Here is a 12,222-nt window from a genome sequence, read left to right as displayed (position 1 = left end):
GCGTCATTGCCACGGCTAGATTTCATAGAGGAAAAACTGCTAGGTGAAACGTTCATAGCCCTATAGCACCAGACTAGAGCACTCCGTGAATACGGGCTCAGATACGGTAAAGATTCCCTCCGCCTCTCTCCTCAAACAGGAGCCGAGACAAGTGAGACGGAGAACAGGCTCCATCCCGGTGGCTGAAGCTTTACATATACACACATACACAGTAACAGTTTAACAGAAGTTATCCTAATTTCCTAGATCGAGGCTGACGATAAGTTGCACGCTGAGAGGCTTAAACTGTGGCTCCCCATCCGCAGCCTAGGCTATGTAAACGTCTATGCTTTCACGAGCGGTGGGAGGGTTACCCTCATAGACGCTGGAATGCTGTCTGGAAGAACGATCCTCGACCTAGTATGGGGGTTGAAGGAGCTGGGCTACACCCTCTGCGATGTGGAGAGGGTGATATTAACCCACTTCCACGTAGACCACTCTAGCATCGCCGCAATACTCACACCATGTGGAGCGGAGATAGTTATGAGTGGGAATGATGCTAGAGTAGTGAAGGGGGATGTTAGGGGATTCATTGAGGCCGCCGCCAATCTCTTCCGTCTACACGGGGCTCCCGTGGAAGAAGTCAATGCTATGATAGAGCATCACCCGGCCCTGAGACTAGAATACGCTTTCTCCAAGCTAAAAGAGTCCGATATAAAAATTGTAGATGATGGAGATTATGTTCAGGCTGGAGATGTACAACTCAAAGTCATCTCGACTCCTGGCCACACCCCGGGAAGCATAGTCCTATTAGACATGGAGGAGAACTCGATTTACTCTGGAGACACTCTCCTCCCTGGAATAACACCGCACATAACTCTCCACGATCCATCAACTGATCCCCTCGGAGACTATATGAACAGCTTGAGGAGGCTCGCGGCTCTATCTCCTACGATAGCCTATCCCGGCCACCGGGAGCCTATAAAGGCGCCTGCACAGCGGGCTATGGAGATCCTCGAGCACCACCGGGAGAGGCTCGATGAGATCGAGGCGATAATCAGGCAGCTTGGAAGGGCTACAGCATATGACATTGCTAAGAGGGTTCGATGGAGGACCAGGTATAATAGTTGGAGCGAGTATCCCCCGCCTGAGAAGTTCTTCGCCTTGGGTGAGACGCTCGCCCACCTTCGCAGGCTGGAGGTTGAGGGGCGAGCTGAGCCCGTAGGGGATGGAGGCGTCGTTTATTGGACGAGCGCAGAGTAATAGGTATAAATAGACTCTGTCATCATTTTAAATCTATAAAATGGTGTCGTGGGGGATTCTATGGTAGTTGAAGATGAGCTAGAGCTAATAGAAGAGTGTGCAGACGAGTATATGAGGCTTTATGCCCGCACGAGGATACACAATGTAAGCGTACACCTCCACGATGTACCTCCCGGTCCTTCTCCCAACGAGATAGAAATCTACTTGAAGAGCGTTAGAGAAGTTAGTATAGACGAGATACCAATAGTTGTGGCACTCCTGGAGGCCTTCAAGGGCAGAAGGCTCGTAATATACGAGTATGAGAATATCAAGAAGAGGGATGACAGAGCTAGATTAGCCTCCAGGCTAGTTGAAAGAGGAGTGGAGGAGGGTAGGAGCTTCATCCTGGTGATGCCCAGCCTCATGCCTGTTAGCCTTGCTACAAGCCTCCCCTACGAGGTCCAGGATGCGGTGTCCGAGAGTCTAGGCCTAACAATAACCGTGACCTACGATAACATTCTCTACCTGCCAGAAGGAAAGCGTAGGGGGATCGAAATAGTTGCTAAAGAGAATAGTGAAGCCAGCTATGAAAGAGTCATGTGGCTAGAGAAGAAGGCAGAGGAGCAGGGCTTATACGTTAGGAGAACAGTATACCTCCCCGATAACAAGAAGATATTCGAGTACGTGACGGGTCTAGGGGCTGAGGGAATCTATGAAAGGGTCCCTGTCAACAAGCTTTCAAGCTACATAGTTGCCATGTCTAGGTGCCTCAGGATACCGGGTATTCGAGAATACATGCGCAGAGAGAACGTGAAACACTACGTTTACGGCTATAGGGTTCCTCACCAAGATTTCGCCCGACTCGCCAGGCTGCTGGAAAAATATACAGGAAGCTTCCCCGCCCCCAGCGGCCTCCTCTATGACGTCGTATATAGGGGTGTGAAGACGCTGATGGGAGAGTTATTGAATAGGCTCGGCCTGCTATGAAACTTCTATACTCTACTCTTCAACGTAGTCCGGCTCCTCCACGATCCTCGACCCTGCTACAACCTGGTCGATACTATGGATGACGCATCCGAGCAGGTCTAGTTTATCCTTTACTGCATTGAAGTCTATGTTTTCTCCCTCTATAGTCATGCTGAGCGTTATCGTTTCGACATCGATTTCCTTAACAGTTAGGTTTACTCCCTCAATCCCCTTTATTCCTGCTATCTCTCGAGCCACGTCGATAATCGAGGGACCCCTCAGAGGCTTGAGGATGTCGAGGACGAGACGCCTGATGGGTGCACCCAACCTTCTCTCTACCCTCCAGTAGACTATGCGAATGCTGGAAGTTTTTGAACATTGCCTTCAACATAACGTAATATAGTAAAATGTATTATCTCAAACCCTCCATAACAGCTTATGGGCGGATTGTATTGCATGCGGGGAGGCTAATAATACTATTCCATCCACTGCAGGAGGAAAGCTATATACTAGTAAAAGAGCTTATAGCAAGAGGCTATACCAGAAAAGTTGACCTCCTTCCCGCCTACATGGTGCCACCAAATATAAGAGGCATACCATGGAGCACCCCTGCTCTCTACACTCTAGACGGCGACCCGATAGCCATCAGCCCCCTCTCAGCCGAAGAGGCCATAAATATAATGGAGGGTAGATGGGCTCCAGGAGACATGAGGGACGACGATCTCCTAATTTCAAGTGTAGTAAAGAGTCCATACGCCTCGGCAATAGCACTGGTATGGGAGTCGTTGCTACCACTCATAAGAAACTGTGGCTTCCTAAAACCTGCTCTAAGACTACCTCTCAGGAATCTAGCATGCGAGCGGGTGAGTAGAGAGCTTGAGGCGTATGCGGATGAGCTCTATAATAGCGCCTGGAGGGGTATGATAATTAACCTAGCATCGAGCCTAACTTTCGACTACCTTACTGCCTCCGGCTTCAATGTTTCACCCGACGAACTCGAGAAGATGAGCTATAAAATTATAGCCCTATGGCTTTTATCGAAGGCCTCGATTGGATGGGTGGGAGCCCCCTTAACCAAGCTTGCTAAGAAGATTATCGACAACGTCAGCGACTATATCGCTACGAGGAGCTACCAGCTATTAGACTCCGTATACTCTAAAATCCAAAAAATAATGAGTGATAAAGAATACATGGAGCTAGTTGAGACCGAGACCGGCTGGTTCTACCCGTATCTTATGAGGAATCATAGTAGATAACATAGGTGTCCCCGTCATCGTATACTTCCTGGGGGGCTACACCGTAAGCGTACTTCCAGCTCCACCCTGGGTTCTCATCTATATCCGGTCCACCGACAGCCTTGTAGGATGCCCAGACCAGTTCGCTGCAATAATAGCTGCTGCCGTAGACTTGTTTGCTAAGCCAGTAGTAGTCGTAGGGCTTGCCCAGCTGGTTTAGGGCGAAGCTTACAGCTGCCGCCCGGACTGCATCGCTGGTCGCTACTCTTAGAACCGCTACCGTGTCGTAGCGGGAGAGGAATTCTTTCAGCGTAGTTAGGTGGACGCCCGACTCGTCGGACTCTATAACGAGCCAGTCCCCAATACTCGACGAGTAGCCTACTATCATGCCTGTGTGAGTCCAATACCCTGGTATGAGCCAGTCTAGCTTACCGTGGCCGATAACGATGTCTCCAGGCTTAACCCACGTGGGCTCCGGGTGCCAGTAGCTCCCGCCCGAGCCGAATGCATTCCCTACAAGGGCTATTGGGGAGGCGAGGAGAAGGGACGCTACGACCATAGATGCTAGAAGGAGGGACTTGGACCTCAATTAGCCCACCTACTCCCACCCTATTCCCATTTTATCTATATAAACATTAATGGAGACCGGAGTCCAACACTTTGTAATCTATGAGCGGGTTTGAAAGAGGCTTATAAGGGATAGATGCCAGGAGAGAAATTAAGAAGCTTACTATGAAAACTATAATTAATCTTAAGGTTTGAGCACCTATTTACGCCACCACTCTCTTACCTTCCCGGTCATCTTCAGATACTCCACCAGGAATGGTATCTGGAGTATGGGCGTTATAGCTGGTGGTATAGCCATAAGACCAGTTCCTGCTGATACGTCGATCGCCATTGCTGTCCCCTCATTTTTGCCAACGGACGTAAAGACTATAGCCATGTGCTCTTTGTAACTAAGACCTATCTTCTTATCCATGTAGGGAGCGGCATAGAGTGTTCGTGTAGTATAATGCTAGCGTAATAAGAGTCAGGCCTGCTATGCCTGGCTTGCTGGCTGCAAGCTTAGCTTTCTCGAGGAATACTAGGTATCGATATTGATGGGGGCGTTGGCTTTATTCTTTCGAAGCCTCTCGGACCCCTCTCGCGGATTAGGGCTATCCTTGTAATGTAGCCTAGTATTTGTACGATGTAATATGAAATCATATTTATTATTGTTTTATTTGTATAAAAATTTCTATCATACACATAGCTTATATACGAGAAAGATATTATATCTCTTATCGACATATCGCTCGGGAACAGGTGCATAGAATTGGACTGTGCTGCCGAGGCAAGAAACCTAGTGAAGATCTACCCTGGAGGCGTAAAGGCCGTTGACAACGTCTCGTTCTGTATAAGAAAGGGTGAGATCTATTCTCTCCTAGGACCTAATGGTGCAGGGAAGACAACTACAGTGAGGATGCTCTCTACGCTCCTCAAGCCAACCAGCGGAGACGCCGTGATCCTGGGATACAGCATCGTTGGAGAGCCGGACAAGGTGAGAAGGGTTGTGGGCGTTGTCCCGCAAGACCTTACGAGCGACGATGAGATGACCGGGTGGGAGAGTGTGTACGTCCAAGCCAGGCTGTACGGGTATTCGAAGAAGGAGGCTGAGGAGAGGACCCGGCAGGCCCTGGAGTTTATGGACCTCTTGAATGTTGCTAATAGAAGGGTTTCCACGTATAGCGGGGGGATGAGGAGGAGGCTCGAGATCGCTATGAGCCTTGTCCACGACCCAGAGGTCCTCTATCTCGACGAGCCTACACTGGGCCTGGATGTGCAGAGCAGGAGGCACCTTTGGGATTTAATTAGGAAGTTGAAGAGTGAGGGTAAGACCATACTATTGACCACCCACTACATGGAGGAGGCAGAGGCGTTAAGTGACAGGGTCGCTATAATAGACCATGGAAGGATAATCGCCGAAGGAACGCCTGCTGAACTAATCAGGCGGCTTGGAGGGGAAAGAATCCATCTTAAGACTAGAGGTTCTGAGGAGGCTAGGAAGCTGGTTGCCCGGCTCGCCTCAGCAGGGTTTAAGGCCAAGGCGTTTGGCGATACTGTTGTAGTAACCGTGGAGAACGCGGCGAGAGCATTACCTGAGATGGCCGGGTTCCTCTCAGACGTGTTAGAAGTGAGGATCATTAGGCCTAATCTCGAAGAAGTGTTCCTCGAGCTCACAGGCAGGCACTTGAGGGAGGAGGAGCCAATCGACTCTTTCAGATACCGTATCATGACTAGGAGAATAAGGGGGTGAGATGGGATGACGGGGATTTTAACTGGGACCCTCATTATTGCTTGGAGGGATATTAAGAAGTGGATTGGTAGAAGGGGAGTATTCGTAGTCAGCATAATCACGCCACTGATATGGATCGCCTTCTTCGGGAAGAGCATGAATATTCAGGGACTTCTAACAACGGGCGTGGAGGGAAACTTACCTCCTCACCTGAAGAGTGTGGTGGAGGAGGTCTTTAAGCAGGCTTTGAAGAATACTTTTGGAGCAGAGGATTACTTCACCTTCTTCTCAGCCGGAATGCTTGCTGTATTCGTATTATTTCAGAGCATGTTCAGCGGTGTTAGCGTTATATTTGATAAGAGGCTCGGGTATATGGACAGGCTGCTCATAACGCCTACTCCTAGGCCATCGATCTTCCTGGGGAAGGTGGGAGCTACACTCGTGAGGGTCACTGTATTAGAGGCGCTCCTTCTAGCCACAGCGATAGGACTAGGAATGCACCTAAAGCCTGATATCAGCGCCTGGGACCTCGTGGCGGCTTGGCTCATAATTATGCTTCTCACCGCCGGCCTCTCAGCCGCGTACACCACCCTGAGCTTCTATGCTGAAAACCAGGAAGTCATATTCGCAGTAGGGAATCTTGTAAACCTACCCCTCATGTTCACATCTAGCGCTATATTCCCAGTTGAGCAGATGCCCTCATGGCTACAGGCTATCGCGAAGGTCAACCCTGTCACCTATGCTTCAGACCTTGTGAGGTACCATCTAGTGGGCAAGCCTCTAGACAACTACGCATTCGATCTAGCAGTACTGGCGGCTGTCAGCATAGGATTATTCGTTCTAGGAATGGCTCTAAGCATCAGGTGGATGAACAACAGGTGAAACCCTCGAGTCACATCACGGGATCACGTCAACCTCCCCACATGTATGACTCTTTGAGCCCTCTATCCGTCCATGTCTAGTATACTGCTGCATACCTTATCATCGACGGGGCGCTTCGCGACATACCCATTACTCTTCTTAACCACTACCCCCTTCGAGGATAGGAAGTCCAGTATCTTAGTTATCATCTCGTACTCGAAGTATTCCATTATCTCCTCCATACCAGGGAGCCACCTCTTATAGATAGCTCCCCGCCCTACAAGCTTCCCTGGAGATAATGGATAATCACTGCTCAGCAAGCCGGCTACTCTCGAGAACTGCTGGCAGAGTCTTCCCAGGAAAAGGCCGAGCTCCTCCACCGCCTCTTCCCTGGTAAAGATTCTCTCCCTGTGGGATGTAGTATAGGCTCTACCCCCGAGCTCCATTGATGCCTTGATGTCTGCTATGAACGACTCGATACTTGACTCCGGGTGCCCATACCATGGACCGAAGCTTGTCAGGTCGATATCGGAGAGATGCACGTGATCGCCTATGATGAGCACGTGGTGTCCTCTCATATGTCCCGGGGCCGGGATGGCTTCTATTTGGATGTCCCCCACCCTTATAGTATCCCAATCCCCGTATTCATAGTCGGCTGGAGGCAGGCTCGTGAGCCCGAAAACCCGATGGACGTAATCGATCCACTCCCTCCACCTCCACCTTGTGTACCTCTTCGCCAGCTCTGGAAGGCTAGTGTAGACTGCGTCGGCAGATGGCTGGTAGGAGGGGATCCCTGCCAGCAGGTGGTGTTTTGATATATGGTCTGGGTGGATGTGAGTGTAGATTACAGCGTCTACCCTGCTTCTCACCTCAAGTATCTGGTCCTCTTGGCACCCGGCATCCACTAGTAGATTGGACTTTACGCCTTTAATGAAGAGGCAGTTTGAACTGGGGAAACGCCCCTTATTCCCGCCAACGAGCAGTTCCACCTTCAACCCTTCATCCCTGCTTCTTGCTCCAATTCATATACTAAGGGCTCCGATATATGAGCGAGTGTATGGGGAGGCTGCGGGTCGATGCCTGAAACCGGCCTGTGGAGGAGGGCGTTGGCAATAGCACTGCCTCTAATGTTAGCAGAGTCTGTCAACAGTATTCTCTGGATAATGGATACCTACTTCGTCAGCAGGCTGGGAGATGCTGCGCTTGCTGCGGTCGGTGTGGGCGGGTACCTTAGCTGGCTCACTTTCTCAGGCGGCAGCCTCTATTATACGGGGGCCCTCGTCCTGGTTGCCCAGGCTGTCGGGGCTGGTGATAGGAAGGCCGCTTCCATGTCGGCTGGTGAAGCACTCTCTGCCAACCTGCTCCTGTCCCTCCCAGTCGTGGCGGGCATGTGGGTCTTCTCCCCCGTCCTTGTAGGAATAATAGCTGGTGGAGGGACCTCCACCATAGTGAAGAGGCTTGCCATCGACTACTTCAGGGCGAGGCTCCTAGGCCTCCCCTTCACTTATTCCGGCCTAGTCCTTGGAGCGGTCTACCGGGGCGTAGGGAGGACTAGACCCGTCCTATACTCAACCATACTCTTCTCTACTGTCAACGGGGTCCTCGACCCCCTCATGATCTATGGGCTTGCAGGGTTCCCCGCTATGGGGGTGGCGGGGGCCGGCTACGCTAGTAGCATAGCTAGCGTGGTATATGCTGTCTCACTCTACATTATGGCGGCTTCCACCGTTGGCTTCAGCGTCCGCCCCCGCATCCCAGGAATATATGCGGTTAAGGCGACACGGATAGGACTACCAGCCCTCGTCGAAAGGCTGGCCTTCGTGGGCGGAAACCTCGCTTATATAGGGGCGGTTGCAAGGTGTGGCGAGGATGCTCTAGCAGCCCATACTATAGGGGTGAGGATTGAGTCTCTTGCATTCCTCCCATTATTCTCGATAGCAGAGTCCTCTGCTGCCCTCGCTGGTCAAGAGATGGGTGCGGGTAGAACACTGGAGGCTAAGAGGGCTGGGTGGGAGGTTGCGAAGCTTAACGGGGTGGCGGGATTAGCCACGATGGCCGTCATTATTGCATCGTCGGGTCTTCTTCCATGGATCTTCACCAGGAGCCCGAGGGTTGCGAGCCTCGCCCAGCTCTATCTTATAATAGCCGCGGTTACGGAGCCAGCGCTGGCGGTTGTCATGGCTCTCGGGATGGCTATTAGGGGGGCGGGTAATACTCTAGTCCCTACTATAGTGAATCTCGTAGGACTGTACCTTCTCCGCGTCGTCCCAGCCGGGATCCTGCCACGACTGATGCCTCCCGGGAAGTGTGTGCTCGGAGCGTGGCTTGCTATGGGTATAGACGTGACTGGTAGGGGGACTGTTATCTCGATTGTGTATAAGAGGTGGTTTGAGAGGATAGTTAAGAAGGTAGTGTAATGGGAGCTTCCTAGACCTTCACAACCCCAATCCTAGCCTTTAGTCCCCCTATATCCCAGTCTCTCGTGTAGGCTTCTGCTGGGGGCCTCTCATAGATTACCTCTACCGCCCGGGTCTCGCTCTTCACGTAGTCGAGCTTCTCCTTAACAGCCTCAATGATATTCTCGTCTCCCTCGATCCACACCCTTATCTTTGCCTCAACTGGCAGGTCCATCTCCTTCCTCATAGCCTGTATTCGTCTAACGACTTCCCTGGCGAGGCCTTCGATATACTCCTCCCTACCTATCCTAGTATCGACGCCTACTAGTCCCAGGGAGGTCTCTGTGACCGAGAGCCATTCGGGGTAGCCTGCCTTAATGTTGATGTGCCTTGGCTCCAACACTATTTCTTCTCCGTCCACCACTGTACGGTGGGCGCCCATTGAGACTATGTCCTTTGCAATGACCTGCTTGTTCTCATTGATGTACTCTATGATCTTCTTTGACTTCCTCCTGAATTCCGGTCCTATCGCCCGGTAGTTAGGCTCCACGTCATATACCTTCATGTCCTCGAAGAACTTGGGGCCTACAATCTCCAGCTTCTTCGCATTTGCCAGTGAGAGTATGATTTTCTCAGTCACCCTCAAGTGCTCCTCTCTATCACTCTCCTTCAGCGATACTATGATTCGTGAGACGGGCTGCCTGAGCTTCAATCCAGCCTTGTTCCTAGCCGCCGCCACCGCCTCCACTATTATTTTTGCAGTCTCCATCGCCTCTTCTATCTTCGGCCGCTTGAGGCTCGGTTCTCTCTCCGGCACCTCTAGAAGGTGGACTGAGACGGGTCCCTCGACAGCGTCTCTATACATCAGCTGGTAGATGTACTCTGTAGTGTATGGTATGAATGGGGCTGCGAGGAGCAGCCACTCCCATAGTACCTTGTGGAGTACTGCGTATGCAGCCTTCTTCGTTGGGGTGTCGGCCTCCTCCCACACTCTCCTCCTTATGATTCTAATATACCAGTGGCTCATGTCCTCTACTATGAATTCCCGGATGGCTCTGGCCGCCTCGTGGGGCTTGAGTGATTCCATAGCGTTATGGTATGCTTCCTTTAGGCTTGCGAGCCTAGAGAGTATCCACTCGTCCTCTACCTCAAGCCACTCCCTTGGTATCTCTTCAAGGGACGTCTTCTTGGGGTCGAACCTGTCTAGGGCCATATAGGTGGAGGCGAAGGTGTATACGTTCCATACTATGTTGAGGGCCCTCCACTCCTGCTCCATAGCCTTCCACTGGAACCTTAGATCCTCCCATACAGTGTTCTGCATGGCCCAGAGTCTTACTGCGTCCCGTGGGATCTTTGAGATGAGCTCGGTGAATTCTATGTAGTTTCCTAGGCTCTTGTGCATCTCCCTGCCCTTCTCGTCTAGTGCGAAGCCGTGGACTAGGACCTTCCTGTAGGGACCCTCTCCGAACCCTATTACTCCGCTCCGCAGGAGGCTGAAGAACCAGCCTCTTATCTGGTCGTGGCCTTCTACTATGAAGTCTACTGGCTTGAGCTTCTCGTAGAGTTCCTTATTCCTCGGGTAGCCTAGGCTGGCATAGAATGATACGCCGGAGTCGAACCAGACATCTAGTACGTTGGGGACCCTCCGCATTACTCCCCCGCACTTGGGACACTTCAACTCTACCCTGTCAACCCATGGCCTGTGCAGGTCCTCCGGAGCCCTGCCACCTAGCTCTACAAGCTCATCAATGCTCCCGACTGCATGGGTATAGCCGCATGATTCACACCGCCATACTGGGAGGGGGATTCCCCAGAATCTCTGCCTTGATATAACCCAGTCCCTCACGTCCTTGATCAGGTTTATGAAGCGGGTCTTAGCCCAGTCGGGGACCCACTCGACCTTCTCCGCCTCCTCTAGGAGCTTATCCCTGAGCTTCGATACCGCGATGAACCACTGGTTGGTTGCCCTCAACACTAGAGGTGTCTTGCACCTCCAGCATACGGGGTACCTGTGCTCTACCCACGACTTGTGGAATAGGGCGCCTCTCTCCTCGAGGTCATTCATTATGGCCTCGTTTGCCTCCGTTCTAAAGTATAGGCCCTTGTACCTCCCTGCCCCCTCAGTCATCCTCCCTTGATCATTTACGAGTGAGATGACGGGGGCGCCCACTTTCCTAGCGTTGACTTCGAAGTCGACGTCTCCGTGGCCTGGTGCTGAGTGGACTAGTCCCGTCCCTTCAGTGGCAACCACAGCCTCCGGAGCCATTACTACGCGATGGTACTCTTTCAATATAGACTGAGCCTCCACAAGATCTTCAAGCGGGTGGATGTACTTGAGACCCTCAAGCTTTTCTCCCGGGAAGGACTCGATTACCTCGTACCCGTCTACCCCGGCCTCCTCCATCACTTTCTCGAGGCGGGAGCGGGCTAGTATTAGGGTCTCTCCCTTCACGCGAACCTTCACATACTCTAGGTCGGGGTGGGCCATTATGAAGGCGTTGGCTGGCAGGGTCCATGGTGTAGTTGTCCATACTAGCAGGTAGGTGTCCTTCTCCCCCTCCACGGGGAACTTTACGTATATGCTTGGGTCTCTCAGGAGCCTGTACTCGCTGACCTCGTAGTCCGCTAGTGTCGTCTCACATCTCGGGCACCAGTGGACTACCCTGTGGCCCTCGTATAGTAGGCCCTTCTCCCACGCCTTTTTTATGAGCCACCATCCACTCTCAATATACTCGTTCTTGTAGGATATGTAGGGGTTGTCCCAGTCCATGAAGACCCCTATCTCCTTGAAGTGGTTGGTCATGGCCTCTAGGTTTTCCTTGGCGAACCTCTTACACTCTTCCACGAACTTCTCTACTCCTATCCTCTCTACTATCTCCTTCTTCGTCTTAACTCCAAGCTTCTGCTCTATCTTCACTTCAATAGGGAGTCCGTGGGTATCGTAGCCTGGCTTATCCCATACGTTGTAGCCCCTCATCCTATAGTATCTTAAGAGGACGTCCTTGATGACCTTGTTCCAGGCTGTACCGACGTGTATGCTCTTCGCGCTCGCATATGGAGGACCATCTAGGAAATAGAGCTTCTTTTTGCTCTTAGACGACTTCTCCTTAACGAGCCTGTAGACGTTATTTTCTACCCAGAACCTTTTAACCCACTCTTCCAGGCCGAACTGATCGTATTTCATCCTCGATATCCTATCGCTGATCGCTGGCAACCAACATCTCCGGGCTTGAATAGGCTATTCTAGGTGACAAATAAAAACAACCAC

11 protein-coding genes are annotated in these 12,222 nt (G+C 51.7%); 6 read left to right on the top strand and 5 right to left on the bottom strand.

Features of this window, described 5'->3' with window-relative positions:
- Positions 1 to 264: 264 nt before the first annotated feature.
- Together ACZ47H_RS03575 and ACZ47H_RS03570 are read left to right on the top strand one after the other, a co-directional pair.
- Entirely contained in the window at positions 265 to 1,242 is a 978-nt protein-coding gene (locus ACZ47H_RS03575; protein ID WP_464933821.1) for an MBL fold metallo-hydrolase, read from the top strand.
- Positions 1,243 to 1,302: 60 nt separating this feature from the next.
- On the top strand, positions 1,303 to 2,208 hold the full coding sequence (locus ACZ47H_RS03570) for a hypothetical protein (protein WP_464933820.1): 906 nt from the start codon (positions 1,303 to 1,305) through the stop codon (positions 2,206 to 2,208).
- Positions 2,209 to 2,220: 12 nt separating this feature from the next.
- On the opposite strand, the gene ACZ47H_RS03565 is transcribed toward ACZ47H_RS03570, so the two are convergent.
- Positions 2,221 to 2,514 (bottom strand): DUF211 domain-containing protein, encoded by a 294-nt coding sequence (locus tag ACZ47H_RS03565; RefSeq protein WP_464933819.1) that lies wholly within the window; start codon positions 2,512 to 2,514, stop codon positions 2,221 to 2,223.
- A gap of 125 nt (positions 2,515 to 2,639) precedes the next feature.
- Between ACZ47H_RS03565 and ACZ47H_RS03560 the strand changes: the two genes are divergently transcribed.
- The gene (locus ACZ47H_RS03560) at positions 2,640 to 3,443 is read left to right on the top strand and encodes a hypothetical protein (protein WP_464933818.1); all 804 of its coding nucleotides are present in this window, start codon (positions 2,640 to 2,642) and stop codon (positions 3,441 to 3,443) included.
- Here ACZ47H_RS03560 and ACZ47H_RS03555 read toward each other — a convergent pair.
- Both ACZ47H_RS03555 and ACZ47H_RS03550 read right to left on the bottom strand, forming a co-directional pair.
- Positions 3,421 to 4,011: a YiiX/YebB-like N1pC/P60 family cysteine hydrolase gene (locus tag ACZ47H_RS03555; protein WP_464933817.1), complete on the bottom strand. Its 591-nt coding sequence runs from the start codon at positions 4,009 to 4,011 to the stop codon at positions 3,421 to 3,423. The two genes, ACZ47H_RS03560 and ACZ47H_RS03555, sit on opposite strands and share 23 nt — an antisense overlap.
- A gap of 177 nt (positions 4,012 to 4,188) precedes the next feature.
- Positions 4,189 to 4,320 carry a hypothetical protein gene (locus ACZ47H_RS03550; protein WP_464933816.1) on the bottom strand — a complete coding sequence of 44 codons (132 nt, stop codon included), beginning with the start codon at positions 4,318 to 4,320 and terminating at the stop codon, positions 4,189 to 4,191.
- A 417-nt stretch (positions 4,321 to 4,737) separates the two neighbouring features.
- Between ACZ47H_RS03550 and ACZ47H_RS03545 the strand changes: the two genes are divergently transcribed.
- Entirely contained in the window at positions 4,738 to 5,718 is a 981-nt protein-coding gene (locus ACZ47H_RS03545; protein ID WP_464933814.1) for an ATP-binding cassette domain-containing protein, read from the top strand.
- Between the two features lie 6 nt (positions 5,719 to 5,724).
- Positions 5,725 to 6,579 (top strand): ABC transporter permease, encoded by an 855-nt coding sequence (locus ACZ47H_RS03540; protein WP_464933812.1) that lies wholly within the window; start codon positions 5,725 to 5,727, stop codon positions 6,577 to 6,579.
- A 62-nt stretch (positions 6,580 to 6,641) separates the two neighbouring features.
- Here ACZ47H_RS03540 and ACZ47H_RS03535 read toward each other — a convergent pair whose 3' ends face one another.
- The gene (locus ACZ47H_RS03535) at positions 6,642 to 7,547 is read right to left on the bottom strand and encodes an MBL fold metallo-hydrolase (protein WP_464933942.1); all 906 of its coding nucleotides are present in this window, start codon (positions 7,545 to 7,547) and stop codon (positions 6,642 to 6,644) included.
- Between the two features lie 87 nt (positions 7,548 to 7,634).
- On the opposite strand from ACZ47H_RS03535, the gene ACZ47H_RS03530 reads away from it, so the two are divergent.
- Positions 7,635 to 8,975, top strand: coding sequence for an MATE family efflux transporter (locus ACZ47H_RS03530; RefSeq protein ID WP_464933810.1), 1,341 nt, complete (start codon positions 7,635 to 7,637; stop codon positions 8,973 to 8,975).
- Between the two features lie 10 nt (positions 8,976 to 8,985).
- On the opposite strand, the gene ileS is transcribed toward ACZ47H_RS03530, so the two are convergent.
- Positions 8,986 to 12,168, bottom strand: coding sequence for an isoleucine--tRNA ligase (ileS, locus tag ACZ47H_RS03525; protein WP_464933809.1), 3,183 nt, complete (start codon positions 12,166 to 12,168; stop codon positions 8,986 to 8,988).
- Between the last annotated feature and the right edge of the window lie 54 nt (positions 12,169 to 12,222).

It is taken from the genome of Thermodiscus maritimus, from assembly GCF_055382595.1.
Note: the sequence above shows the minus strand (reverse complement) of the source record. Positions and strands in the feature narration are given on the sequence as shown.

What these genes read in the sequence shown, in the direction of transcription:
- ACZ47H_RS03570 (WP_464933820.1), top strand. Translation starts at nt 1,303, where the DNA reads ATGGTAGTTGAAGATGAGCTAGAGCTAATAGAAGAGTGTGCAGACGAG.
- ACZ47H_RS03550 (WP_464933816.1), bottom strand. Translation starts at nt 4,320, where the DNA reads ATGGCGATCGACGTATCAGCAGGAACTGGTCTTATGGCTATACCACCA.
- ACZ47H_RS03540 (WP_464933812.1), top strand. Translation starts at nt 5,725, where the DNA reads ATGACGGGGATTTTAACTGGGACCCTCATTATTGCTTGGAGGGATATT.
- ACZ47H_RS03530 (WP_464933810.1), top strand. Translation starts at nt 7,635, where the DNA reads ATGCCTGAAACCGGCCTGTGGAGGAGGGCGTTGGCAATAGCACTGCCT.